Origin of the sequence: Alteromonas sp. DY56-G5, from assembly GCF_041414725.1 — a bacterium.
Lineage (GTDB): Bacteria > Pseudomonadota > Gammaproteobacteria > Enterobacterales > Alteromonadaceae > Alteromonas > Alteromonas macleodii.
Map to the genome: position 1 here is coordinate 40,441 of NZ_JANHZQ010000010.1, position 26,888 is coordinate 67,328.

The 26,888-nt window shown below is 45.1% G+C and carries 23 protein-coding genes; 10 read left to right on the forward strand and 13 right to left on the reverse strand.

What is annotated here, in order from left to right:
- Positions 1-162: 162 nt before the first annotated feature.
- The gene (locus NO989_RS07090; RefSeq protein ID WP_278346489.1) at positions 163-576 is read right to left on the reverse strand and encodes a hypothetical protein; all 414 of its coding nucleotides are present in this window, start codon (positions 574-576) and stop codon (positions 163-165) included.
- Positions 577-886: 310 nt separating this feature from the next.
- Here NO989_RS07090 and NO989_RS07095 point away from each other — a divergent pair, with 310 nt between their 5' ends.
- The 4 genes from NO989_RS07095 to NO989_RS07110 all read left to right on the forward strand — a co-directional run bounded on the left by NO989_RS07095 (position 887) and on the right by NO989_RS07110 (position 4,405).
- Positions 887-1,444 carry a GbsR/MarR family transcriptional regulator gene (locus NO989_RS07095; RefSeq protein ID WP_014999724.1) on the forward strand — a complete coding sequence of 186 codons (558 nt, stop codon included), beginning with the start codon at positions 887-889 and terminating at the stop codon, positions 1,442-1,444.
- Positions 1,445-1,455: 11 nt separating this feature from the next.
- Positions 1,456-2,829, forward strand: a complete 1,374-nt coding sequence (locus NO989_RS07100) for a cytochrome ubiquinol oxidase subunit I (protein WP_371342313.1) — start codon at positions 1,456-1,458, stop codon at positions 2,827-2,829.
- Between the two features lie 11 nt (positions 2,830-2,840).
- Positions 2,841-3,848, forward strand: a complete 1,008-nt coding sequence (locus NO989_RS07105) for a cytochrome d ubiquinol oxidase subunit II (protein WP_283629398.1) — start codon at positions 2,841-2,843, stop codon at positions 3,846-3,848.
- Between the two features lie 392 nt (positions 3,849-4,240).
- Positions 4,241-4,405: a hypothetical protein gene (locus NO989_RS07110; protein WP_014950935.1), complete on the forward strand. Its 165-nt coding sequence runs from the start codon at positions 4,241-4,243 to the stop codon at positions 4,403-4,405.
- 34 nt (positions 4,406-4,439) lie between these two features.
- Here the strand turns inward: NO989_RS07110 and NO989_RS07115 are convergent, their stop codons facing one another.
- The 3 genes from NO989_RS07115 to NO989_RS07125 all read right to left on the reverse strand — a co-directional run bounded on the left by NO989_RS07115 (position 4,440) and on the right by NO989_RS07125 (position 7,752).
- The gene (locus NO989_RS07115) at positions 4,440-6,035 is read right to left on the reverse strand and encodes a methyl-accepting chemotaxis protein (RefSeq protein WP_371342314.1); all 1,596 of its coding nucleotides are present in this window, start codon (positions 6,033-6,035) and stop codon (positions 4,440-4,442) included.
- Positions 6,036-6,545: 510 nt separating this feature from the next.
- Positions 6,546-7,028 carry an Lrp/AsnC family transcriptional regulator gene (locus NO989_RS07120; RefSeq protein ID WP_014950937.1) on the reverse strand — a complete coding sequence of 161 codons (483 nt, stop codon included), beginning with the start codon at positions 7,026-7,028 and terminating at the stop codon, positions 6,546-6,548.
- A gap of 79 nt (positions 7,029-7,107) precedes the next feature.
- Positions 7,108-7,752: a hypothetical protein gene (locus tag NO989_RS07125; RefSeq protein WP_371342315.1), complete on the reverse strand. Its 645-nt coding sequence runs from the start codon at positions 7,750-7,752 to the stop codon at positions 7,108-7,110.
- A gap of 106 nt (positions 7,753-7,858) precedes the next feature.
- On the opposite strand from NO989_RS07125, the gene NO989_RS07130 reads away from it, so the two are divergent.
- A complete protein-coding gene (locus NO989_RS07130; RefSeq protein ID WP_156086993.1) occupies positions 7,859-7,999 on the forward strand; it encodes a hypothetical protein in 141 nt (46 codons plus the stop codon).
- A 165-nt stretch (positions 8,000-8,164) separates the two neighbouring features.
- Here the strand turns inward: NO989_RS07130 and NO989_RS07135 are convergent, their stop codons facing one another.
- The 6 genes from NO989_RS07135 to prlC form a co-directional block, all read right to left on the reverse strand.
- On the reverse strand, positions 8,165-8,374 hold the full coding sequence (locus tag NO989_RS07135; protein WP_012519905.1) for a cold-shock protein: 210 nt from the start codon (positions 8,372-8,374) through the stop codon (positions 8,165-8,167).
- A 293-nt stretch (positions 8,375-8,667) separates the two neighbouring features.
- Positions 8,668-10,296, reverse strand: coding sequence for a ubiquinone biosynthesis regulatory protein kinase UbiB (ubiB, locus tag NO989_RS07140; RefSeq protein ID WP_014980456.1), 1,629 nt, complete (start codon positions 10,294-10,296; stop codon positions 8,668-8,670).
- Positions 10,297-10,319: 23 nt separating this feature from the next.
- On the reverse strand, positions 10,320-10,955 hold the full coding sequence (locus NO989_RS07145) for an SCP2 domain-containing protein (protein WP_014980457.1): 636 nt from the start codon (positions 10,953-10,955) through the stop codon (positions 10,320-10,322).
- The gene (gene ubiE, locus NO989_RS07150) at positions 10,955-11,752 is read right to left on the reverse strand and encodes a bifunctional demethylmenaquinone methyltransferase/2-methoxy-6-polyprenyl-1,4-benzoquinol methylase UbiE (RefSeq protein ID WP_014950941.1); all 798 of its coding nucleotides are present in this window, start codon (positions 11,750-11,752) and stop codon (positions 10,955-10,957) included. The genes NO989_RS07145 and ubiE overlap by 1 nt, the downstream gene beginning before the upstream one ends.
- A 172-nt stretch (positions 11,753-11,924) precedes the next feature.
- The gene (locus NO989_RS07155) at positions 11,925-12,626 is read right to left on the reverse strand and encodes a DNA-3-methyladenine glycosylase I (protein ID WP_014977550.1); all 702 of its coding nucleotides are present in this window, start codon (positions 12,624-12,626) and stop codon (positions 11,925-11,927) included.
- Between the two features lie 6 nt (positions 12,627-12,632).
- On the reverse strand, positions 12,633-14,669 hold the full coding sequence (prlC, locus tag NO989_RS07160) for an oligopeptidase A (RefSeq protein WP_039233979.1): 2,037 nt from the start codon (positions 14,667-14,669) through the stop codon (positions 12,633-12,635).
- Between the two features lie 316 nt (positions 14,670-14,985).
- Between prlC and NO989_RS07165 the strand changes: the two genes are divergently transcribed.
- The 5 genes from NO989_RS07165 (at position 14,986) to gorA (ending at position 21,044) form a co-directional block, all read left to right on the forward strand.
- Positions 14,986-15,546, forward strand: a complete 561-nt coding sequence (locus NO989_RS07165) for a response regulator (RefSeq protein ID WP_014977552.1) — start codon at positions 14,986-14,988, stop codon at positions 15,544-15,546.
- Positions 15,547-15,569: 23 nt separating this feature from the next.
- Positions 15,570-16,394, forward strand: coding sequence for a phosphate/phosphite/phosphonate ABC transporter substrate-binding protein (locus NO989_RS07170; protein WP_371342316.1), 825 nt, complete (start codon positions 15,570-15,572; stop codon positions 16,392-16,394).
- 10 nt (positions 16,395-16,404) lie between these two features.
- On the forward strand, positions 16,405-18,072 hold the full coding sequence (locus NO989_RS07175) for an ATP-binding protein (protein ID WP_371342317.1): 1,668 nt from the start codon (positions 16,405-16,407) through the stop codon (positions 18,070-18,072).
- Positions 18,073-18,142: 70 nt separating this feature from the next.
- On the forward strand, positions 18,143-19,450 hold the full coding sequence (locus NO989_RS07180) for a response regulator (RefSeq protein WP_371342318.1): 1,308 nt from the start codon (positions 18,143-18,145) through the stop codon (positions 19,448-19,450).
- A 244-nt stretch (positions 19,451-19,694) separates the two neighbouring features.
- Complete coding sequence (gene gorA, locus NO989_RS07185; protein ID WP_014980462.1) at positions 19,695-21,044, forward strand: glutathione-disulfide reductase; 1,350 nt, start codon at positions 19,695-19,697, stop codon at positions 21,042-21,044.
- A 76-nt stretch (positions 21,045-21,120) separates the two neighbouring features.
- On the opposite strand, the gene NO989_RS07190 is transcribed toward gorA, so the two are convergent.
- The 3 genes from NO989_RS07190 to NO989_RS07200 all read right to left on the reverse strand — a co-directional run bounded on the left by NO989_RS07190 (position 21,121) and on the right by NO989_RS07200 (position 26,835).
- On the reverse strand, positions 21,121-23,367 hold the full coding sequence (locus tag NO989_RS07190; RefSeq protein WP_171337413.1) for a molybdopterin-dependent oxidoreductase: 2,247 nt from the start codon (positions 23,365-23,367) through the stop codon (positions 21,121-21,123).
- Positions 23,368-23,497: 130 nt separating this feature from the next.
- The gene (locus NO989_RS07195) at positions 23,498-25,615 is read right to left on the reverse strand and encodes a TonB-dependent receptor (RefSeq protein ID WP_075177836.1); all 2,118 of its coding nucleotides are present in this window, start codon (positions 25,613-25,615) and stop codon (positions 23,498-23,500) included.
- Positions 25,616-25,704: 89 nt separating this feature from the next.
- Positions 25,705-26,835 (reverse strand): PepSY domain-containing protein, encoded by a 1,131-nt coding sequence (locus tag NO989_RS07200; RefSeq protein ID WP_014950951.1) that lies wholly within the window; start codon positions 26,833-26,835, stop codon positions 25,705-25,707.
- Positions 26,836-26,888 lie beyond the last annotated feature (53 nt).

Genomic DNA, 26,888 nt, shown 5'->3' on the forward strand with positions numbered 1-26,888 from the left:
AATATTTTTGATGTTCCCTCGAATTACTATCGCTTCGGGGTTTTCTTCGTCGGGCGGAAACTCTATTTTGACAGGTTCATGAATTAAGCTATTTAAGGCATCTTTATCTGCGTCAGCTATTTCTTGTTCGGTAGGATGATATTCACAATGAACACCAGATTTTTACAAATCAGTAACCATTGCAAGGTGCCCTGTTTGAAATGATTCCATCTCTAGCTTAACCATCAGCTCAACTTTAAGCCGCGGCTCACGGCGTAAGCGTTTTTGGTTGATGTCTTTTGGAAATGAAACAACCAAGATAGGAACTTGAACAGTGGTGAGCATCAGCAGCTCACTTTGAAAGTTTATTGACGTGAGTGTTGCGTCACTAACTATGCTCTTTAACTCAAGCGTAAGGCCCGGACGCAACATTTTTAGCTCATGCAGACTTTTTTTGTTTCGCGTTAAGTCAAACAACATAAACTCAGACGACACGCAGCCAATGTAGCCGACTTTAAACGACACGCGCTCGTGCAAGGCATTCAAATAACTTATTTCAACAGGTGTGCCAGCTTTAAGCTCGTAAATTATGCTCAAGCTTCCCCCTTAATCACTCTCATTATCCAATAATGTCCTTTAACGCGCTAACCACAACATACCGTTAACATAATAAAAATGAAAGAAAACAAATCTTCGTCGAACCTTATCACATACCACTCTTTTAGTTTCTCAGCGGTATTTCTTACTCAAATTCACTTAATTGTTTCTGCGCTAGCTTCGGTTATCGCAAATTAGGGTAAATAGCGCATCACCATTAAATTTTTCTTATTTTCATTCCCTTTCTATTGATCTTGATCAAACTAATAATTAAACTTTCAGTAATTTCTGAAACTTCTGGAAGGTAAAAATGAAAATGACGCCTTTAATTACATCTGCGGTTATGCACTTTGGCGAAATGGGAAGTCGTTGGGGTTTCAACAGAACAGTTGGGCAAATTCTTGCGCTTATTGTTTTAAACGAAGAGCCCATTTCGGCGCAGGAAATTGCGGATGCGCTCAACATATCCAGAGGCAATACCAGCATGGGTTTAAAAGAGCTTCAGTCATGGCGCTTAGTTAAACAGCATCTTGTTCCTGGTGAGAGAAAAGAGTTCTTTATTCCGGCTGGCGATATTTGGACACTGGCCAATAGAGTATTCGAAGAGCGAAGAAAGCGCGAGATAGACCCAACAATGAGTCTACTGCGTGATTTGTTGCTTGACGCACCTGCCAATGAAAAAGAGGCGAATGCACAACATAAACTGAACGAAATTCACGATTTACTCGAATCAATTACGGCATGGTCTGAAGAGCTTCAAAATCTTGGACCTGAAAAGTTAAACACGTTGATGAAGTTGGGTTCTGGCGTGGGCCGTATGCTTGAGCTTAAGGACAAGCTACTTCCGGGGAAAAACAGCGTTAACTAAGGGGGCCTTCTGTGGATGCATTCTTGCTGTCTCGTTTACAATTTGCGTTAAATATTAGTTTTCATATTTTGTTTCCAACCATCACCATGGCGATGGGCTGGTTTCTATTTTACTTTAAGCTGCGCTCTAATATTTCAGGTCACCCTGTGTGGATGCGTATGTATCGCTTTTGGGTACGTGTCTTTGCCCTAAGCTTCGCCTTGGGTGTAGTAAGCGGCGTCACCATGTCATTTCAGTTTGGTACTAACTGGCCTGGATTTATGGAGAAAGTAGGTAATGTGGCGGGGCCACTACTCGGTTATGAGGTACTTACCGCCTTTTTCTTAGAAGCCACGTTTTTAGGCATCATGCTGTTTGGCATACGCCGTGTTCCGAACTGGCTGCATACGGCTTCAACCCTTATTGTTGCACTTGGCACCACTACTTCTGCGTTCTGGATATTAGCCTTAAATAGCTGGATGCAAACACCGCAGGGTTTTGAAGTGGTCGACGGTGTGGTGTATGCCACAAACTGGAAAGAAATTATCTTTAACCCGTCTTTCCCTTACCGCTTTGTACATATGATGTTAGCGTCTGGACTGACGGCCAGCTTCCTGATAGCTGGGCTTTCGGCCTACCGCATGCTTAAAGGCGACGACAAGCTTGCACCTAAGCTCGCGCTTAAAACCGCCACCTATACGGCGGCAGTGTTAATCCCGCTACAAATTTTTGCTGGTGACATGCATGGTTTAAATACGCTTGAGCATCAGCCTCAGAAAGTAGCGGCGATGGAAGGACTTTGGGAAACCACTGAAGGCGCACCTTTGTTGCTTTTTGCAATTCCTGACGAAGAAAGCAAAGAGAATCATTTTGAAATTCCCATTCCCTATGGTGCGAGTTTAATTCTTACTCACGAACTTAAAGGCGAGATTAAAGGGTTAAATGAGTTTGAAGGAGAGCATCCGCCCGTTGCTCCTGTTTTCTTCGGTTTTAGGGTTATGGTGGGAATGGGTATGTTAATGCTTGCTGTGTCATGGCTTGGCAGTCTTTATCTTATGCGCAAAAAAGACTTCCCAATTTGGCTTAAACGCACGTTAGCAGGCATGGCGTTTAGCGGCTGGATTGCTACGTTAGCAGGCTGGTACGTAACGGAAATAGGCCGTCAGCCCTATTTGGTAAGCGGTGTATTAAGAACCGCTGATGCCGTTACCCAGTTACCACCGGCGAATATTGCTCTGTCGTTCACGCTCTATCTTGTTATTTATACGGTGCTTCTAATCGCATACATGGGAACACTTATGTTGATGTGCAGAAGAGCCGTTGAAATTGAAGAGATAACGACGGAAGAGCGCGAAATTGCCAAGGCAAAAATGCAGCCTACTGACCCAGACCCAAGCACGGTTTAAGGAGAGCAAACATGTTTGAAAACGTATCAGCAGAAATGCTCGGAAATATTTATGTGGGTTTACTTGGTCTATCTGTATTGCTGTACGCCATTTTAGATGGCTACGACTTGGGTGTGGGTGTGCTTATTCCGCCAAGAACAGAAGCGTTTCGCGATGACATGATAGCCTCCATAGGGCCTTACTGGGATGCTAATGAGACGTGGCTTGTGCTCGCCATAGGTCTACTGCTTGTTGCCTTCCCTGAAGCCCATAGTGAGTTTTTACAAACCTTGTACTTGCCAGCCACCTTCATGTTATTAGGGCTTATTTTGCGCGGCGTAGCGTTCGATTTTCGCGCCAAGGTTGTGCAGGTGAAAAAGCGTAAATGGGACATGGTATTCAAATACGGGTCGCTGTTAACCACATTAGCTCAAGGGTATATGTTGGGTATATACGTGACGGGGCTTCGCACAGATATTTGGGCGCAAGGCTTTGCACTTCTCGCTGCATTTGGTGTTACGGCTGCTTATGCGTTTATTGGCTCGTGCTGGTTAATACTTAAAGGCGAAGGTGAGCTTCAACAAAAAGCGTATTACTGGGCCAGAAGAGGTTTAGGGGTACTGGCAGTAGGGATTGTCGCGGTAAGTATCGCAAACCTAACCTTACACGATGACGTACGAGACTTATGGTTGTCTGCTCCTTGGGGCTATGTGCTTTTCGCTATTCCAGTAGCGTGTTTTGCGCTTCTAGCACTATGTGGTGTGTTGCTTAAAAAACTGCCTGATGCACAAGGGAAAGGCGAATGGCTTCCGTTCTTTATTGCTCTTCTAGTATTTTTACTTTGTTTCACCGCATTTGGCATAAGCTACTATCCGTTTATCATCCCTGGACAGATGACGGTGATGGACGCGCTTAGTGATGCAAGCTCTCTGCGCTTCTTGCTTGTTGGCGTAGTTATTGTAGTACCTATTATTTTGGCTTATACGGCCATGGTATATAAGATATTCTCCGGTAAATCAGAGAAGCTTTCTTACTACTAGCTTTTGTTAATGGGATCGCAGCAGATCCCAATTACTTGAAACAATAGTGAACATCATTGAAATTCAATGGTGTTCACTTTCTATTCAGCGCTATACTAAACGCTGTACATTGCGAGTTTCTTGCGGTTCCCGACGCCTTTCCTGTGCTCGGGGCATTTGCGGCGACCAGTATCCCCAATCCACGAACTCGATCTGAAAACCTGCGATCAAAATATGATCCTTTCCCTCGAACAATGTATACCAATGACTAGAGGATGTTTAGCTTTAGCTAGTCTACCCTTAAGGTGTGATCAAAATTTAAACGTTACTTACCGTTAAATATTTTGTTGACATCAAACTGTAATATTACTATATTTTATTTGGGGCAATTTTTAATAGAAGGAGCCAATACCATGGAAAATGTATTCCATTCGTTCTCACGGTTCTTCAAGCGCGCGCACCCCTACACAGTCGCTCACTATATCGGCCGTAAAAATGCGCAGCGTATCTTAGGATGTAAAATCAAAAAGAAATCCAAGATATTTGCCGACCAGCACGTTGAAGACCAAAATCATTAATTTATATGGGGCCCGTCAAACCGGCCCCATTTTTTTAGCTCAATTTAAATCTATTAACGTTTTCCTGAAGGTTCTCAGCCAGGCTGAATAAGCTTTTCGCTTCACTATTCACATTGGTATTCGCGGCTTTTACTTGATCGCCCAGCATTTGAAAATCTAGTGCCCCTTCGCGTGCAACTTGCACCTGATCTTTAGCGTGTTGTACAAGAGCCGAAGCCTCATTGCTCACCTCAACTAACGATAAAACACTTTTGCGTCCGTCTTCCAACGTAATCACCAGCTCATTGGCAAGCCCCAATGCGTTGTGTGCCTTGTCTTTATTCGAAGTCATAGTTTGTACAGAATCACGAATTGACTGCACTATTTTTTCTAACATGGCATTAATTTCAACTGTCGATTGATGAGTTCTTGATGCTAGCGTACGCACTTCATCCGCCACCACCGCAAAACCTCTACCCGACTCTCCTGCTCTTGCCGCTTCTATTGCAGCATTAAGTGCCAATAGGTTAGTTTGATCAGCAATCTCAGCAATGGTTTTCACCACACTCGATACGTTTTTTCCATCACTTTGCAACTTATCTAACGTAGAAGCAGTTTTATCAATATTTAGGGTTAAATCAGAGATGGCGCGCGCTGTGGTTTCCACATCCACCTTACCTTGCGCTATCTGGTGGGCACTACCTTTCGCTTGTTCCGCAGCTTTTATAGATAGAGTAAGGCTTTGTTCCATTTCATCAGACAGATTGTCCATGACTGACACTAGCTGCTTGATGTCTCCTTGAAAGCTTAGAATAGCGGTTGAAGAGTGTGATGTTGCACTGTTAAGTGTTTGTGATGAGTGGTTCAGGTCATTCACTGCATGTTGAAGGTCAGTCATTCCCTTGTGAAATACGGCTAGTAGACCTTGAACGCTATGCGTTATCGCGTGGAGTTCTTGTAAATTTTGAGTAGGTAGACGTGACTGTAAATTGCGTGTTTTTGCAATATCGTCAAGCCTCTTAGCCATCTCTTCGATAGGACTTGCGATATTCCGCTTAGCAAGTATGTAGCCCATTATGGATACAGCCAGTAGCAATATGATTAGGCTGTAGATAGTGAACTGGCTCACACTGAGTTCAGCAGAAATAGCCATGGTTCGAGAGTTCGCAGCACGCTCAACACCCGAGCGTACCCCAGTTAAAAGTGCATTTAGTTCAGATGCTGCTTGGGTAATAACTTGAAGATTTTCCCGTGCAATATCCCAATCTATAGATGTTGCTGACATCGTTTGCTGTAAAGACGCAGCTGACGCAACCAGTACATCAAATTTTTCTTGAGCGGCATCGCTTCCCATATAGCTGAATCGGGAAAATTTGGCGTTGGTCTCGTCGACGAGCAGGTCTTTCTGTCCGTTATATTCGCGACTATTTATTGTGGTTCCGTATAAGGAATACGCGATAAGCACCAGCTCTTTACTTTGAGTTTGTATATCATCGATAGCGCTTAACGAGGGTAATGTTTCAGCCACGTAGGCTTCTACTAAGTTTTCGACATTGGCGTTGTTCTTTGTCAATACAATTGCCGCGATGAGCGACACAATTACAACGAGAAGATAACCGAGCAAGATTCTTTGCTTGATGGTTTTAAACATATAAGCCCCATATTATTTAGGGGCACGTCTATACTTGTCGCACGTCTCTGCACCCTTTTCTATTCGTGGTAGGACAAAATTTACTTCTCCTACAATTGAACAAAAATAGACCGCTACGGTTGCTTTTTTCTTTCAGATTTTTAATCGGGAAGTTATCGAATTTATGTTGTACCAATCCGCTTAGAAAATTGCCCACTCAGAAGGCGCTGGCAAGTTTCCTAGCAAAGCGTGGGAATGCAGGAATGGCTGTTCCCTTTCAAATTCCCAGAATGAAGCTAGGAAGCTTGCCAGACCTTCCCGAAGGGCGAGTTTAAAATGTTCGTACTCTTTGTTGTGTCACCTTGATGTAGAACCACTATACCTGCGGTAACACGCCCGCGATTACGAACATTTTAACTCTCGCTGAGTGGGTAATGATCTATGCGGACTGGTATTACTTAGTGTCTTCAACTGCAAGTTGCCTCATCTATCACCGAAAGTATTGAGAAACCAACGCTAATTATGAGGGAGTTAAATATGGTTAAGCGGTACCGAGGTTGTGTACTTAATCTGCTCCATTGCAAAGCTTGAAGTGACGTCGGAAAACTCTATACCGTTAACCAATCGCTTATAAAAATGATCAAAGCAATCCATATCGGTAACGAGGACTTTTAGCAGGTAATCGTATTCGCCAGACATACGATAGCATTCAACAACTTCATCAAACGACGCGGCGTGCTTGGCGAAACTTGCCAGCCACTTTCCATCATGTCTGCCCGCTTTTACTTGCACGAAAACGGTCATGGCCAGCCCCAGGTGTTTTGCTTGCAACAGCGCTACTCGCCTAGAGATTATGCCCTTCTCTTCTAGCTTTTGAATACGCCGCCAGCAGGGCGTTACCGTAAGCCCAACTTGCTCAGCGATTTCTGCGACAGGCGTGTCAGCGTTATTCTGTAGCATGGCCAAAATGGCTTTATCTATTGTGTCTATACCGCTTGTTTTTTCGCTACGCATAGTGAGATGTTGCCCTTTATTTCCATGTTCTCAGTTTTTCAGCGAATTACGTCAGGCGCTTTACTTTTATGGAGGCTATTTAAAGCCACCAAGGCTGAGTAAAGTCGACATTTTCTGGTGCAATTTCGTACTGAAAGGGAGGCGTGAATACATCCCAAAATGCATCCCGCAAGTCCTCGTCTATTATGCTAAGTTTACCTGCATCGCGATAGCGAGATAGCAGTGTATTGTAAGCGTCAATCGGCATTTGCGGGTTAGACTGGCGAAAGATAACACGCCCTCCAAACTCTTCATACATCGCTTTTTCTGTTTGAAACTGTATAACCTGCTTGGCCGCTATCTCTTTAATGGGTTTCGCGGCCGTTTCACTTGAAACCTGACCTTCAAACTTCTCGATAAACTTGCTTACCAGTGTTTGATTAACCGTTATGCCTTTTTGTTTTGCATAGTCCTCTAAAACAAGCTCATAGATTCTGTTAGACGCATTTACACGGACCACATAATCAAGCATACCTGCGTAATTGTCTTTCGCTTGCAGCTTCAAGTTTTTACGTTCTTCTTCACTAGGCACGACGTCTGCCATACGGATTTCGGTATTAAGCACCATTCCTAAAACACCCTGATCATCGACTTGTCCATTTGCCTGAGCAGCATAAGCAAGGTTTGAAATTAGAATAAGTAGCGCGGTGGCCAATGAAGATCGAATAGTTGATGTTATGCGCATTAAGCACTCCCTGTAGACGTATTTATCGCCGCGATTACGAACACTTTGAGTCTCGCTGAGTGGGTAATTAACTGTGCGGACTGGTATTACCCAAATGGGCGTTGTAATGAGTAAAGCATTAAACGCTATGACTACGCAATACCGTGGCGTACTGATATTAGGAATATGCTGCGAGCTTCAAATTTATTGGGGTGAACGAGTGCTTATGTGGTGTAGCCGAGAGAGGATGGCGATAGCGACGCAGTAGACTAGCTATTGATGAAAAGCGTTATACGTTAAAAATGATATATACCAAAGCGATATGGACTAAAAGCTTTATGCACTAAAAGCTTTGGCGCGCGTTTAGCGTGAGTGCGGAAATACAGACATTAGAAAGAAAAACGGCGGTCAAATGACCGCCGTTTTTGAATTCTTAGATAGCTTGCACGTTAGCAGCTTGAAGACCTTTTTGACCTTCTTCAACTTCAAATTCTACTCGCTGACCTTCTGGAAGCGTTTTGTAACCGTCAGAGATGATCGCACGGAAATGAACGAAAACGTCCTTACCGCCGTTATCTTGAGTTAGAAAACCGTAACCTTTATCAGCGTTGAACCACTTAACTGTGCCTGTAACTTTAGACATGTCGTATAGACCTCAAATATCGTATTAAATTGCGCATAAGCGCGTGTAACAAAGTTCTTTAGAGTCTTTAAATTGGCGGAGTATTGGGTCTTACTTACGAATGGACAAACAACTTACAACAAATTACCGGGTAACTCGAGTGGTTTTACATATAGCAAATAATACAAAATCGCGTCTATTTAAAGACTTTGGCTTAGAGCCGTATCCACTATAACACTCTTCGGGACGATTACTATACAAATTAATTAATTAACTACGGAATTCATAAATATTTCACCGCAGCGTAACAAAAATCACAGCCCTTTTCGCCACGCTAAATACCAACAAATTGCGCCAATTACACCCGTACTTGCTGGGAAATACCAGGATAAATCATACATTGGCAATATAGCTGACATCAGTACAAAGGTTGCCCCTACTAGGCTCAAGTGAGTGGTCTGAGTTGTTTTCTTTTGCTCTTGGAGCAGTGCCAAATGGGCCCTTTGTTGTTGCAATGGCAAGCGCTTCATTTGCTGTAAACTGTCGTACAGCAGGTCTGGCATTTCAGGTAGTTTTTCAGACCAGAAAGGTAAGTTGTCTTTCACCTTCCCCATCATGGCGGTAAAGCCAATCTGCTCTTTCATCCAGTTTTCAAGAAACGGCTTAGCGGTTTTCCAAAGGTCGAGCTGAGGATACAACTGACGGCCTAAGCCTTCGATATACAGCAATGTTTTTTGCAGTAGCACAAGCTGTGGCTGCACGACCATATTGAAACGTCGTGCCGTATTAAATAGCTGCAGCAGCACGTTACCAAAGGAAATTTCAGCAAGTGGCTTTTGGAATATAGGTTCGCATACCGTGCGGATGGCCATCTCGAATTCATCGATATTGGTATCTTGCGGTACCCAACCTGAGTCGGCGTGAAGCTGCGCGACTTTGCGATAGTCGCGGTTGAAGAAGGCAATAAAGTTCTCGGCCAGATAGCGCTTATCTTCACGATTGAGCGTACCCACAATGCCAAAATCGATGGCGATATATTTGGGGTTTTCAGGGTGTTCGGTAGATACAAATATATTGCCCGGGTGCATGTCTGCATGGAAAAAACTGTCGCGAAATACCTGAGTGAAGAATACTTCCACACCGCGCTCGGCCAATTTTTTCATATTGGTATTTTGGGTAAGTAATGCGTCTATATTTGAGATTGGCAGACCGTAAATACGCTCCATAACCAACACATTACTGCGGCAATAGTCACTGTAAATTTTAGGTACATAAAGCGCGTCTGAACCTTCAAAATTACGCCCTAACTGAATACCGTTTGCAGATTCACGCAGTAAATCCAGCTCATCAACAATGGTCTTGCGGTATTCCACAACCACTTCGACAGGACGCAGTCGTTTGCCATCAGGAAGCCAGCGTTGAAGCACGTTAGCCAAGCTAAACAATAGCTCCATGTCCGCCACGATGGTATCGCGAATATCTGGGCGCAACACCTTTACCACAACGTCTTCATTGTTATGCTTTAACTTTGCTGCGTGAACTTGGGCGATAGAGGCCGACGCCAGCGGCGCCTTTTCAAATTCACTGAATAATTCGCTTAAATCAGAAAGCCCCAACGCTTGCTTGATAATGTCTTGTGCGGCGTCAGATGAAAACGGCGGAACTTTGTCTTGTAAACGGGCAAGTTCGTTAGCAATGGCAGGGGGAAGCAAGTCTCGGCGGGTAGAGAGCATCTGGCCGAATTTAATAAAAACAGGCCCAAGGTTTTGTAGTGCAAGGGTAATACGCTCGCCGGCTGACTTGCCCTTGTGCTTGTTTCGCACCCAAAAAATGGTATGACGCATAGCCCGCGCGTACCAGGGTAACCACTTTGCTGGAATAAGTTCGTCTAAGCCGTGTTCCAACAATACCTTGTTAATTCGGTATAACCTAACAATACGCATTTATGAGCCTGTTTCTCTCAATCTTACTTAAATTTTTCTTCTAGGCGGCGCAGTCTCGCATCGGCACTTTCTGCTCGATCGCGAAGCGCATTAACTTCGTCACTAAAGTGCATAACCGCCAGCTTGTGTGCAGCAAGCTGCTTTTCTTCTACTACGGCGTTGCCGAATACCTTCGCCATGGACGCTAGCGCTGACATCGACTTCTCATGCACGGTTTTCACCGTTTTCACGGTCTGATGGGCAATAACATCGTTGGTCTTTTGTGCCAGCAACTCTTCAATGTCGATATCGAGCTGCTGAAACAAGGCACTGACCTGCTGAGCAACATTGAGCTCTCCTTCCAAAAAGAGGGCCTTTTGCTGAATAAGACGAGTCAATTGACTGGTTTCTTTTAACTCTGGCAAGGTTTGTAGCGACGTTTTTATACAACAGTCTTTCGGTCCAAGGGACGCAACGGCGTCTTCAAACGAGCCTTGTTCGCTGAGTACGTCAATACGGTCAGAAAACGACAGCGTAATACCATAAGGAAGCGGCGAAATGAACGCGGTAAGCCTGGCGCCAGCAAGCGCTTTTAGCCTTGCTTCGCTGTCTTCGTCTAAAGACAGCAACTTGTTTAAAACCGATTCAGCCGTTGCGGTAACCAGCGCAGAAGTAGGCATTAAAACTTATAACCTCTATGTAGCGCTACAATACCGCCAGTCAGGTTTTGGTAATCACATTGCTCAAAGCCAGCCTGCTCGAACATCCCCTTCAAGGTTTCTTGATCTGGGTGCATACGTATGCTTTCCGCAAGGTATTGGTAGCTTTCTGCATCGTTCGCCACTAGCTGACCCATTTTTGGCAAAATGTGAAACGAGTACATATCGTAAAGTTTGCTGAGCTGCTCTGACGTAGGCTTAGAAAATTCTAATACCAGTAAACGGCCGCCTGGCTTTAACACGCGAAAAATAGAATTTAGCGCGTTTTGCTTTTCCGTTACGTTGCGAAGGCCGAATGCCATGGTCACCACATCAAAGTGGTTGTCGGGGAAAGGCAGTGCTTCCGCGTCAGCTTGCACATAGTCGATATTGCTTACCAAGCCGCGGTCGCGCAGCTTATCACGGCCGACTTTCAGCATAGACAAGTTGATATCTGCAAGGGTTACGCGTCCTGTCGGCCCTACCAAACGTGAAAACTTAGCGGTTAAATCGCCAGTACCACCGGCAATATCCAATACTTTATTGCCCGCGCGAACACCGCTGCAGTCTATTGTGAAACGCTTCCATAAACGATGCACTCCCATCGACATAAGGTCGTTCATTACGTCGTACTTTGCTGCAACAGAGTCAAAAACATTAGCAACTAAAGAGGCTTTTTGCCCTTTATCCACCTGTTTGAAACCAAAGTGAGTTGTATGCTCAGTAGCATTGTCGATTGCAGAGTCTGCTTGCGTAGCGGGAGTTTGATTGTCGCTCATGACAGTCCTGTAATTTGAATATTTTTATTAATGCCGAAGTGTATAGGATTGTGTGCTCAAGCAAAAGCTTTATGCCTGACTGTCTCCTGATGTAAATCAAGCCTTTGACCTTCACAAAAGCGGAGCCTGCAAGGCACAAGCTCGCTTGTTTAGAAGGCTAGAGCAGCTTGCTCTACGCTACCTGATTGTTTGTGCCCCAACTATAGGCAACAATGGCACTGATCTCTTGCAATGAACGGCCGCTTTCCTCATGCCATTGCGCAAATGCCGCATTGGCCGCCGACAGCGACTTTTTCGAGGTTAAGCCACCGTCGATAATTTCATTCTTTCGCAAGTAATCTTCCACGTCACGAGAGAATAAAAACGTGTCTATGCCGAGTGCACGAAGCATGTAGGGGCCGGTGTTGCCACCTAATCGCGCACCGCGTTTTTTCAAAAACGCCCAAAGCTCTGTGATATTGTCTTTTTCAAAGCCTGCTACGAACTTACCAAAGCTACCGTGCTCCAGGGCTACGTCTTTGATCATCATGGCATTGTCACGCACTGTCATCACTTTTTTATAGTTGCGAACAATGCGCTTATCTGACGCTTTTTGCTCTAGCATTTCATCGGGCATCAACAACACTTTATCAATGTCGAACCCGAAAAATACGGTTTCAAAGTCGGGCCACTTTTGCTCAATAACTCGCCACACGAAGCCCGACTGGAACACTTTTTTGGTCATCGCCGCTAAAAAACGGTCGTCAGGAATTGCTTCAATTTGCGCTTTAGAAAGTGGTGCTTGGAGCATGGCTTCAAGCACCCTTTCACCGCCTTTGCGCTCGCACGCTCGGCGGTAGATAGATTGAAAAGACTCTAACTTAGACTCTTTCATGTGTGCCTAGCCTTTAATACCGCTGTGACGAAGCAAAGCGTCAACTTGGGGCTCGCGCCCTCTAAAAGCAACAAACAAGTCCATAGGAGGCTTACTGCCGCCCATTTCTAAAATGTTTTCTAAGAACGCCTTGCCCGTATCGCGGTTAAAAATGCCATCCTCTTCAAACTTGCTGTACGCGTCGGCAGAAAGCACCTCGGCCCACTTATAGCTGTAATAGCCCGCTGCGTATCCACCAGCAAATATGTGACCAAAGCCGTTTTGGAAACGGTTAAACGATGGAGGAATGACCACGGCCACCTCTTCACGCACTTTATCCAATGTGCCCTGTACGTCTACCTCACTGCCCTTTTCGCTATGCAGTAAGAAGTCGAAAAGACTGAATTCAAGCTGGCGTACCATCTGCATCGCTGACTGGTAATCCCGTGCAGCAAGCATACGCTCCAATAAATCAGCAGGAAGCGGTTCGCCAGTTTCATAGTGACCAGAGATAAAGTTAAGCGCGTCCTCTTCCCAGCACCAGTTTTCTAAAAACTGACTTGGCAGTTCAACCGCATCCCATGGCACACCGTTAATACCAGATACACCGGCTACGCGCATTTTAGTAAGCATGTGATGGATCCCATGACCAAACTCATGAAACATGGTCACCACTTCATCGTGGGTAAATAGCGCTGGCTTATCCCCTACAGGTGCGTTGAAGTTACAGGTAAGGTACGCAACGGGTAGCTGCAATTCGCCATTCATTTTTTCACGACGTACGCGACATTCATCCATCCACGCGCCGCCACGCTTTTTAGCTCGTGCGTACAAGTCTAGGTAAAAGCTGCCGCGCATCACATCGGCATCGTCAGTAATGGTGAAGTAACGTACATCTTTATGCCACGTATCGATGCCAGGCTGCTCAATAATTTTTAAGCCATACAGGCGATGTACAACTTCGAATAAACCAGACAGCACTTTATCTTCGGGGAAATAAGGGCGAAGCATTTCATCAGAAATCGTGTACTTTTCCTGTTTCAGTTTCTCGCTGTAATACGGTAAATCCCATGCCGCTAGCTCGCTGACACCATGCTTGTCTTTCGCGTACGCTCGTACTTCTTCAAGCTCTTTCTCTGCCTGAGGCTTAGACTTAGCCGCCAAATCACGCAAGAAACCGATGACCTGATCGGTAGAATCCGCCATTTTAGTCGCCAGTGAACGCTCTGCATAACTTGAAAAACCTAACAATTCAGCCAGTTCAGTACGCAGCGTTAAGGTTTCTTTGATTATATCGGTGTTATCCCACTTACCCGCATTAGGGCCTTGATCAGACGCTTTTGTTGCATAGGCGCGATACATTTCTTCGCGAAGTTCGCGATTATCGGCGTAAAGCATGACTGGCAAATAAGACGGAATGTCTAACGTAAACAACCAGCCTTGTAAGTCTTTTTGGTGCGCAGCTTGCGCCGCTGCTTCAAGGGCTGACTCTGGCATACCGGCAAGTTCAGCTTCATCGGTAATGTGTTTAGTCCAGCCCATAGTGGCGTCCATCACATTATTGGAAAAGGTTGATGATAGCTCGCTAAGCTTTGCCTGAATCTCTGCAAAACGCTTCTTTTGCTCTGCGGGAAGCGCTACACCTGACAAGGTGAAATCGCGAACGGCGTTTTCAATCACTTTTTGTTGTTCTTCGCTTAGAGTCGCAAATTCGTCAGACGCTTTGAGGGAAGCATAAGCATTGTAAAGGCCTTCGTGCTGGCCTACCCAAGTTCCATACTCAGATAGTAATGGCAAACACGCATCGTGAGCTTCACGCAATTCATCGCTGCTCACCACGCTATTCATATGAGAAACCGGCGAGAACATTTTGCTTAAACGATCATCGACCTCTTCAAGGCGCAGCACTAGATTTTTGTAAGAGTAATCTTTCGACGCCACGACCTCATCTATTTCGCTTTTGCACGCCGCAATGGCTTTTTCAATTGCAGGCTTAATAGAGGCAGGTTCAATAGCAGAAAAAATTGGTAGACCATCTACCATTTCAATTGCAGGGGTTGTCATAATCTTTTTCACTCTTAACACTTTGATAGAATAATGATGGGGCTTCGCTGATTAAAAGCAAGCTATTGTTTTAGCCACTGTTGACCTATTTTGAACTTACTAGCCGTTAACGTGCATGGATCATGATTATTGCCTATATTTACGAATTCAATGAATGCCGCTGCACCGTTTTTCTTAATGCCCCTCATAAAAGCTGAACAACACAGCCACCTCTACTAAGCGCTGTCACAAATGTCACATTTCATCCTTTTGTCTACTTTGTCCCTTCGCTGTTCAGCGTCTATAATTTCGATTAATAAATCTACAAGGCATAGATATGAAAACGTTGACCTCAGGCGAAATAGCCTCGTATTGCGATGTAAATCTGCGCACCGTAATTCGATGGATTGAAAGCGGCAAGCTGAAAGGCTTCAAACTTCCTGGGCGTGGAAACAACAGAGTATTAGTAGAAGATTTTGTCGCCTTTCTTGAACGACACGACATGCCAATTCCCGATTCATTGAAAGGCATTGCCACGCCCTCAATATTAATTGTTGACGATGAAATGCCAGTTGCCAAGTCTATTCAGCGCGTGGCCAGACGGGCGGGTTATGAGTCGTATATCGCTACAGGCGGCTTCCAAGCGGGGATTATGCTGAGCCAATACGAGCCCAAAGTCATGACCCTCGATTTAAGTATGCCAGGCATGGACGGTTACAGCGTTATCGAATTCACGCGAGATCAAAGTAAATATAAAGATCTCAAAATTGTGGTCATATCGGCACTCGATGAAATTAGCCTGGAGCGCGCGCTTGAGATAGGGGCTGATGCCACCTTACAAAAGCCGTTCTCAAACCATGACTTAACAATGGTCCTTGAGCAGTTTATGTCGATGTAAATCGATTTAAAGGGAGTGACATTATGGCTTGGTTATCGCGATTCGCTCTTTTAAGTTTGCTTGTAGGTGTTTGCGCATTACCGACAAATGCTAAACCCCTTACTTTTGCTGTTGTACCTCAACAGTCTGCCAAGAAAATGGCTGAAACATGGCAACCCTTAATCGACTATGTGAGCAATTACACCGGTTTTGAGATTGATTTTAAAACCGCAAAAGACATTCCTACTTTTGAGGCGAATCTCGCCGACGGCAAATATGATATTGCCTATATGAACCCCTACCACTTTGTGGTTTTTAATGAATCTGCAGACTACCGCGCGCTTGCGCGCCAGCGCGATAAAGAAATTCGCGGCTTACTTGTTGTACGTAAAGACAGCCCCATACGCTCTCTTGATGACTTAAGCGGTACTGAAGTAGCCTTCCCAGCGCCTGCTGCGTTTGCTGCCACAATTATCACAAGCGCTCACTTACGGATGAAAAAAATTGCTTTTGTACCACGCTACGTCAATTCTCATGACTCTGTGTATCTCGCGGTACAACGGGGCTTTTTCAATGCTGGGGGTGGCATTGTCCGTACGCTTGACAGTTCACCTGACGACGTTAAACAAGATTTACGTGTCCTTTGGAAGAGCAAAGGCTATACGCCTCATGCTATCGCAACCCATCCAAATATGGCACTCGCTGACAGACAAGCTATTCTTAATGCATTACTTGCTCTGTCGAATGACACAAGTAAGTCTTGGATTTTAAAAGGTATTGGATTTAACGGCTTTATAGCGTCAAACGACAGTGATTGGGACGACGTAAGAGCATTGGGAATAGCGTCGCTATCGAGGCCGCATTTATGAGTAGACTCGTATGAAACTGTCGTTGCGTATAAAAACAATAACAGGCATCGCATCAATAGCAGCGCTTTTGCTGCTAGTGCTCATTGTGACGGTGTTTCAGCTACTTAATGACCTTGTCGACAGTAACATAAAGAAGTCAGCCGACACCACGGTTGCCCTTTTTGTTTCGACGACAAAAAATGCCTTTTTAAGCTACGACCTTGCAGCTCTAGATGCCGACGTCTCAGAAATTCTTACCAACCCCAATATTGCTTACGTCAAAGTTAAAGACAAATTAGGTAGAGTTTTCGTAGAAAAGGGTAACACCAACGCACTAAATCGGCCTTTTACTGCCGACACAAGTGTTTCAGACGCTGATGATGGTATTTACGACACCCGAGCCCCCATCATGGTAAACAGAACTTTGTACGGCTATGTAGAGATTGGGCTTAACATTGCTTCAGTAACTGAATCTGTATCAAGGGTGAGAAACTGGACAGTTACACTGGCTTTTCTAGAATTTATTTTGGTCGGATTGTGCTCTTACTTACTTGGTTCTTACCTGATGTCGCAACTTCATCAATTACACGAAGGCGCTAAACGTTTAGGTGATGCAGTGAAAAACAACAGCTATCAAGATGTTTTTGTTCCCGTGCGCGGCACTGATGAGTTAAGCGAACTGGCAGAGGCATTTAATCAACTGGTTGAGCGTTTAAAAGAAGAACATGCGCAGCGTCAATACGCGCAAGATGAGCTTAAAGAGCTTAACACGCTACTTGAAGAAAAGGTTCAGGATAGAACCGCATTGCTGCATCAGAAAAACTATCAACTCCAAGAGGCCAATAAAGATCTAAAAGAGACCCAGGTACAACTACTTCAAGCTGAGAAAATGGCGTCAGTTGGCCAGCTAGCAGCGGGGGTCGCCCATGAAATTAACAATCCTGTGGGTTTTGTCAGCAGCAACATATCCACCTTAAGCGAGTACGTTGCTACCTACCAAATGATATTCTCACAAATTAACGCGGTGCTTAATGAGCAAGACGAGGGTAAGCGTGCTTCTGCCTTATCAGAACTAGAAAAAATGTTAGCTAATCAGGATATGGCGTTTATCAATGAAGATATCACCGACCTTCTCAGCGATTCGAAAGACGGTTTAAGTCGGGTTGCTGAAATTGTAAAAGGGTTAAAGCTATTCTCTCGTGTAGACAGTGATCACATGCAGCAGCACAACATTAATGATTGTGTACGCACTACCCTTGCCATGGTGAACAACCAATTAAAGTATATTTGTACTGTTGAAACGCATTTAGGCAAAGTCCCTGACGTTGCTATGAATGTAGGCAAGGTTTCTCAAGTTGTTACCAACTTACTCATTAACGCGGGACAAGCGATAGAGAGCACGGGTAAGAACGGTAAGGTAACTATTACCACCTGTACTGCGGGCAAGTTTGTCGAGCTTCGTGTAGAAGACACTGGCTGCGGTATTCCATCAAGTCATTTAGACAAACTCTTCAATCCATTTTTTACAACTAAACCTGAAGGGCAAGGCACTGGCTTAGGTCTTTCAATTTCGTTTGGCATTGCTCAGGAGCATGGCGGCACGCTCTCAGCCACCAGTAAAGAGGGAGAAGGAAGCATATTTACGTTAGCGCTCCCCCTTGTTTCACACTCAGACAAAACATTAGAGAGCGAAGGATGAATCAACTAATAGTGTTATCAAGCAGCATTGCGTGTAATAGTTGTAACGTCGCTTATAAGGATAATAATTTATGACAGAGCCTACTACAGAACAAGCCACGACCTACACGGTTCTATTTGTCGACGACGAGCCGAATATCCTTCGCGCTATTAAGCGTGCGCTGTTCACGATGGACATCACCTTACTGCTTGCTGATAGTGGTGCCAAAGCATTAGATTTAATGAGTAAACACGATGTTCACGTAGTTATTTCTGACATGAAAATGCCACAGATGTCAGGTGCGGAATTACTCGAACAGATCGCTATCAATTATCCCGAGACATTTAGAGTTGTGCTCACTGGCTATGCCGACATTGAGTCAACAATTAAAGCTGTAAACCAAGGCAAGATACACCGTTACCTGCAAAAGCCATGGGACAACCAAGAGCTTATCGGTGTTGTAGAAGAAGGCTTAGAACGAGTTAAGTTAAAGGCGGAAAACCTTCGTCTACAAAAACTAACACGACTGCAAAATAAAAAGCTACGTGACGTAAATGCCTCACTAGAACAAGTGGTTCAAAAGCGCACGCGCCAAATAAAAGCGGCGCTAAATAAAATCGAAAAACACAACCTTGCAATGGAGCAGGTGCTGTTCAACGTGATAAGCATTAACCCTGACATTAATGGTAAGTTTGCCATTGAGGTTAGCGAGTTGGCATCAAAACTGGCGCGTATTGCTCGGTTAGAAAAAGAAGAAATCAAACAGGTGCGTTATGCGGGCCTTATCTGCGAGCTTGGGTTACTAGGGCTTGAAAGCGAAGATTTTAAGGCGCCATTTTCAAAGCTTAAATATCAACAGCAGCAAAACTATCTATCGCAAACCAAGCAGGCGGCGTTAATACTTGCTCCGGCTCACGAACTACATCAAGTTTCTGACATTATTGAATTTCAGTTCGAGCACTATAATGGCTCAGGCTTGTATAACAAAGTTGCAAAAGAAATTCCTGCTGGCGCGCGTATCTTGGCCATAGCCCGAGATTACTGGCGCTTAGTAACCGGCAGAATGAGCGGTATCGAAATGAGCCCTCGCGATGCCAAACTAGAAATGAAAAAGCACAGAAACACCCGCTATGACGGTGAATTTTTGGACCTGTTACTCGAAGCAGAAGATGTAACGACATCTAAACTGCTTTCTACATCATTGAAAGCCTCGCAGCTCAAAGCAGGCATGGTACTAGCCCAAAATTTGTATAACGATAGTCACATCCTTATCCTTCCCGAGGGACATGTGTTTAGTGATGCCACCATTCAAAAACTCGTACACTTTGAAGAAGAACGTGGAAAAGCGTTTAGTATTCAAATAGAACCAGAAGAGCTTTCTGCTACTATAAGTGAATAAGTTCTACAGGTTACGTGCTGAAGGCAGGATGAGCGATGCCTGAATATGCTTCGCTTTGTCTTAGCCTTTTAATTAGGCTGCACTGTCCCCATTGATAAACTAAATGAAATTCCCTAAAGCAAATCTCGGTCTTTTGATTACTCTTTATGACAAGACCGATAGAGAATGATTTGCTGTGCGAACCTTCCGAAGGCATTTATGCTTATCGTTTACGTTCGCCTAACCGACAAAGAAGGCTTTTTGAATGACACATTTTGATTATATATGTATTGGCGGTGGCAGCGGTGGTATCGCATCTGCAAACCGTGCAGCTAAACATGGAAAGAAGGCCGCCATCATTGAAGCGAAAGATATTGGCGGTACTTGCGTGAACGTAGGCTGCGTGCCTAAAAAAGCCATGTGGTACGGAGCACAGGTGGCTGAAGCCATACATCGCTATGCACCTGAATACGGGTTCGATTTGTCGGTAAATCACTTTAGCTGGGACAGCCTAATTGCCAGCCGCCAGGCTTATATTGAGCGTATTCATGCTTCTTACGACCGCGCTCTTACCGCAAATGACGTTACCTTAATTCGCGGTTTCGCGAAGTTTATCGATAACAATACGGTAGAAGTCAACGGCGAAAAGTACACTGCTGACCATATTACGATTGCTGTAGGCGGCCGCCCAATCATCCCAGATATTGAAGGTGCTGAGTACGGTATTGATTCTGATGGTTTCTTTGCCTTAAAAGAGCAGCCGAAGCGCGCTGTCGTGGTTGGCGCAGGCTACATTGGAGTTGAACTGGCCGGCGTTCTTCACGCCCTTGGCACAGAATCGCATTTGGTAGTTCGCAAACACGCTCCGCTTAGAAATTTCGACCCTATTATTCACGAAACCTTAGTGGATATGATCCACGCTGAAGGCTGCAAATTGCACGACCATGCTAGCGTAGAGAAAGTGGAAAAAGCTGACGATGGCGAGCTATCGGTACACTTAACCAATGGCGAAGTGTTAAAAGCTGACTGCTTGATTTGGGCGATTGGCCGTAAACCCTCTACCGACAAAATTGACATTGAAAATACCGACGTTGAACTGAACGACAACGGCACGGTTAAGGTAGATAAATATCAAAACACCACGGCAAAGAATGTCTACGCGGTTGGTGATATTACCGGTGAAGCAGAGCTTACTCCAGTGGCAGTTAAAGCAGGTCGCTTGCTAAGCGAACGCTTATTCAACGGCCAAAAAGACGCTCACATGGATTACTCGCTTATTCCAACCGTTGTGTTTAGTCATCCACCCATTGGCACTATTGGCCTAACTGAGCCAGAAGCTATTGAAGAATACGGTGAAGACAACGTTAAAGTGTACACCTCTAGTTTTGCGTCTATGTACACCGCGGTAACCCGCCACCGTCAGATGACCAAGATGAAACTTGTATGCGCGGGTGAAGACGAAAAAGTGGTAGGCCTTCACGGTATTGGGCACGGCATGGACGAAATTCTGCAAGGCTTCGCCGTTGCCATAAAAATGGGCGCGACCAAAGCTGATTTTGATGCGTGTGTAGCTATTCACCCCACCAGTGCAGAAGAGTTTGTAACGATGACCTAGAGAGACGCACTCAATTGAGCGCTTTCTCACAAAAGCCGGCATTAGCTTATTAGTTAATGCCGGCTTTTTTATGTGTTTAACTTACCTTTTCTAGCTCAACGGGCACGCCATTTAGCACCGCATTTCCCGATAGTTCGTCCACCTGTAAATCGTCAGTAAGAATATTGGTGTTTACCCCAGGGTGCTGACTTGCCACAGACAACTTTATGCCTTTTTTGTTGTGCCCCCATCCATGGGGAATAGATACCACGCCGGGCATAATTGCATCTGTGATTTCAGCCTCTATGGTTAGCCGGCCAACCCGCGATTTCACACTTACTTCATCGCCATCTGTAATGCCATATTTAGCCCCGTCATCTGGATGAAGCTGCAGCGTACACCGATTGTTGCCTTTCACCATACGGGGGCTGTTATGCAGCCACGAATTATTGGTTTTAATATGCCGGCGCCCTATCAAAACGACGGACTGATTTTGCGGCGTACCATGGTTCGCTTTCCCAAAGAAATGCGCGTTAACCCTGTCTAAGTCAGACATGAAATAATCAAAGTCTAAGTGAATTTTCTTATCTTCATGGAACAAGGCATGAGGCAAAGACGGTTGTAGTGGCCCCAAGTCGATACCGTGTGGGTGTGCTTTAAGCGTATCAATCGACAACCCGCCTTCCGGGATAGCGGTTGAAGTTTCGCTTAAGTTAGCATCAGCGCCCTCTTTTTTACTTGCTGCTCGACCATAAAGACCTGCTTGCAACAAATCATCGACCACACCTTTAGGCTGCTTGTCCCAAAGCGCAGCATAGTGTGCGGTGTTTTTTCCGTTTAGCGCATCGAGCCTTTCTGCTAACGAAAGGTATATTTGCCAGTCGCTAAGCTGGTATTCGTCAATGTCCACCACCGCTTCCGAATACTTAGCGAAATTTCGCACGGCAAAGTTGTGAAAAACAATGTCGTAGTGGTCGCGTTCTAGCGCGGTTACCGGAGGAAGGATCACATCTGCATGTCGGGAGGTTTCGGTAACGTAAAAATCCACCGCAACCATAAAATCGAGTTGAGGAAATGCTTTATCAAGCTGTTCTGCATTTGGCGTAGTGACCACGGGATTACCTGCACCAATTACCATGGCCTTAATTTGTCCTTCTCCCGGGGTTAAGATTTCCTCGGCTAAACACGCCACCGGATACTCACCAGCAAACGCCGGAAGCCCTCTTACGCGAGAGGTAAATCCGCCCATGCTGCCCTTGCCTGATACAGGTAATACGTCGGCGGCTGGCTGAGTAAACATCATGCCACCCCGCTTATCTAGGTTTCCGGTGAGCATATTAAACAGCATGATGAGATACTGAGTGAGCGTACCAAACGCTTGTACGCTAGCCCCCATCCTTCCATAACAAACTGCAGACTCAGCATTGCAGAAGTCCAAAACAAGCTGAGTGATTTGTGAAGCTGTAATACCGGTGAGCTCGCTCACCTTTTGTGGTGAATAATCGCGAACGTATTTTTCGACCGCTTTTATATCCTCGGCATAAGGTAAAATTTCATCCGCCTTGTATAACTGCTTTTCAAACAATACATGCAGCATAGCTAGCAGTAACAGCGCGTCACTGCCTGGACGAATAAAGTGATGTTCACAGCTGATATCGGCAGTTTCGCTGCGTTTAGGGTCGATAACGACGACCTTCCCTCCACGTTTTTGAATGCCCTTTAAACGCTTTTTCACGTTTGGCACGGTCATAATGCTGCCATTAGAGGCCAGCGGATTCCCGCCGATGATCATAAAGTGCTGCGTGTGATCAATGTCAGGAATGGGAATTTGGGAGATATGACCAAACAGTCGTCGACTAACAATATGATGGGGCAACTGGTCAACGGAGGTAGCGGAATAGCGGTTGTGCGACTTGAGGGCACGATAGAAATACGGTCCGAATAATATTGAGCCCATATTGTGCGCATTGGGATTTCCTAAATACACACCTACCGCATTATTGCCGTGTGCCTGCTGGATGTGGTGTAAATTGTTTGCGACCAAATCAAAGGCTTCATCCCACGAAATCTCTTCCCAGGTGCAGTCTTCCAATGCACTGTCTTCCGATGCACTCGCCTCGCCGTCAATTCGTACCCTTTTTACCGGGCGCTTCAAGCGGTCAGGATCGTCGTACAAGTCTTTTAACGCACTCGCTTTCGGGCAGATATGACCTTGGCTAAATGGGTTTTCTTTATCCCCTTTTATTGACAGTATTTGACGGCCTTTCGTCGCTACCTCAATACCACACATTGCTTCACAAAGCGTACAAGTAGAATAATGCAATTGTTGTTCAGCGTTGCTCACGGTAATTCCTACACAATTCATTGTTAATGAGTTGTTACGAAATTAGCGATTATTGCTGTAATAGACAAGCATCACTGAAAGTGATGGTAGAGAGAAGGCACCTCGCCACAATTAGACGAGGTGCTATTGGTTAGAAAGAGTAAGTCACACCAAGGGTTGCTGTGGTGCCTAATCCTTTAATATTGTAGCCACCGTAGGTGTATGACTGAGCGCGCGCAGGATAGTAGTCGCTGTTAAACAGGTTTTCGACACCCATAAACGCGTTCCAGTTTTCAGCGAACTGGTACTGTCCACTTAGGTTAACAATATTATAGCTCGATATAGGTCCTTGATCGCCCACATAGTCGCCGTCAGCATTTGGCGAGAAGCGTTTACGATCACCCACATACAGATAGCTAACTGTTAACGATAAAGTGTCTGATGGCTTCCAGTTTACGTTTGCCGTTGCTTTGGGTGGACTAATTTGGCGAGAGCCAAGGTACACATCAGCTTCGGTATTTTTCCCTTCAACGTAACTATATGTGGCTATCACATTGAGCGTTTCAGAGATTCGATAGTCTACTAAGCCTTCATAACCCCAAATTTCCTGTGGTGCGCGTACAGGCTCATACACACCTGTCACTTCGTTGAAACTATTGGTCGTACCAAGTTCAGATGTACTTCTGTAAGCCGCAACTTCAAGGCGTACCTGGTCGAAAAGAGAAGTGAAACCCACTTCGTAGTTATCGATGATAGAAGCTTCCGTTTGAATAAGACCAATATCATCTACCGTTGCAGCGCGCAGTAGGCGGCCAATGTCAGCGATATCTGAACCTTGCGAGTAATTGAAAAACGGGCTAAAGCTGTCGCTCCAGTTATACTTAATTGCAATGTTATAAGTGGTTGCGTCGTAATCTATAGTGTCCCCCTTAACTTGAAGAGGAACAGAGCATTGAGTTTCAGAGCGACACAGCTTCAGTGTTTCGTAGTCATCAACCGATAAATCGATACTTTCCCTTCTCACACCTGCCTTTACAATAACGTCGTCGTGAATTACCCACTTTGTTTGTAAAAAGCCAGCTAAGCTGTCCATTTCCATTTCAGGAACCCACACGCGCCCATCAACCAGCGGTTGTGAGGTAGTGTCTTTTAGCGCGTCGATACCATAGATAAACGTGGCTTCTACGCCATCGAAATCAATGGCAGTATTAAACGTCGCGCGAGCGCCGCGCTTTTCAGAGCGAATAATAGACTGGCCGCCGTCGTAGCCTTCATCCGGGTTCGCTAAGTTAGGCGAAAAGAAGAATACGTTCTCAATATCTTGCGAGTACACATCAAGCGTCATTTCACTGTTTGCAAAGATATTGCTGTCTGTGTATTTCAGGGTGATGTTCTCATTTCCGTCAGGCCCCTGAGGTTTCCCGCGTTTTTGCAACGCTTCAGGTACGTGAATAGCGTAGGTTTTCACGCCTTCGTTGATGTCTCCAGGAACATCTCCCAAATCAGTTTTTTGTTGAGAGCTAAAGTAGTTGTAGCTAAATTGAAGGCGTTTCTCTTGATCGAAATCGTAACCTAATTTGGTAAAGTAATTCTGTGTTTCAGCGTCTGACAGGCCGTACTGCAAACCTAAGATGTCGCCTTCTGCATCGCGCTGAACGCCGTTTTCCTCGTAACTGGCGGTAACAAGGTAATCGAAATTCTCCACCTTGCCGTTAATCGCAGCTGAAATACGCGCACCGGCTGACTCTTCAAGCTTCACTGCGCTAAAACGTGAAGACAAACTCACTTGGCCCTCATGCGTGTCTTGCGCTGTTGCTTGTTTGGTAATGTAGTTGATAATACCGCCTGACGCTCCATTGCCATAAACAGACGTAGCGCCCTTAATTACCTCAATTCTAGCAAGCGCGCTAGGGTCAATCGTTTTCACACCTAACGAGCCATTTCTAAGCGGCGTGGACTGAGGCACACCGTCAATCATCACAAGCGGAGCTCGTCCGCGCAAAGACTGGCCAGTATTGCTCGAACTACCTGTATCTGGAGCTAAGCCCGGCACCATCTGCGCTAACAAGCTCTGTAACTCGGGATTTACTTTCAGGTGATCTTCAATCTGCTTTCTTGAAATAACGGTGATTGACGCTGGTACTTCATCAATACTTTCAATAACACGGCTTCCAGAAACGATAATACGTTCCATATCCTTTTGGGCATCATTAGCAAAAGAAGGCGCACTAACGGCTAAGGCAATGAGCGTAAGCGATGGTCTAAACATGAAAACTCTTTTAAGAAAATAAGGTTACGAAAGGCGCGTTATACTAAAGGTGTAGAAGAACAATGTAAAGATAATGAAAATTATTCTCATTATCTAAAGTGGCGTTTACACCAAAAGTAAAACCCTGTTATCGTAAAAAACGCAGGGAGTAATGCGATTAATAACCAGATAAATTCAAGCAATGGGCCCGCGAAATCACCAATGTGAAACTTGTATTTGAAGTTCCAAACCTGCGTCGCTACGTTCGCTTTTGATGCATCGTAATAACCCGTTATTTCTCCATTTTGAGGGTTTGTCCAAACCCAGCTGTAGGCGTGGGACTCGCCGGGGTTTTGCATTCTGAAACCTATGTGTTCGCCTGAATTTTTTGGGAAGTAAATGCGAAATAGTGACGCATTGGGAAACACCGCTATGGCGTTTTGATAAGATGTATCGATAGCCACTGAAGCACTACTAGCATCGTGGGATAACGGTTCAGGTACTGGCCTTTTCTCAACTTTTGAAAAAGTAACGGTTTCCACCACCTGCTGCGTAGCGCTTTTCCAATTAAACGCCATGCCACTAAAAGCGATGAGTATTAGTGGTATAGCCAAATAAACGCCCAGCACTGTATGAAGTTGATACATGAGAATTCGAAACTTGGCGCGGCGTTTAATCGCAAGGCGTTTTATTCTATTTTTTGGCTTTACCCAAAGGTAAAAACCCACAATTACTTCAAGAAGTAGAACTAAGGCACTAACAGACACCCAATTTCTAAGTGGCCTTTCGTTGTCACCATCTTGATACAACAGCCATCGATGGATAGCCATGGTGAACCCATAAAACGTGCTGTAATAATCGTATCTATGAAGTATTTCGGCAGAGTTGGGGTTTACGCTTACGTATTCGCCATTGTTGAGCTTCCCTTGCCAAGCGAGTTCAGGGTCTGACTCGGGCATTAAAAGCTCGACTTTCTGACCCGTCTCGTCTTCCAGCGCATTCACTATGTAAGAAAGGGGTAAGGGCGATTCGTGAGATTCTATGGTCCACTTCTCTGGTTGGACAAAGGTTTGGATATCTTTTGCATAAATTAGCAATGCACCGGTGATGCTAAGGCAAATAATAAATAACCCACATACCAGCGCTAATAGAAGGTGCAGTCGTCGTACCCAAAGTTTCAAAACAGCGCTCACAAATTGCGAAATAAACGCGAATAGTAACGATTCTCGAAAATTGGTCAATGAAAGTTAAACGCTAAAATCGTGCTTACAATCGCATAAGCTAAATGAATCTA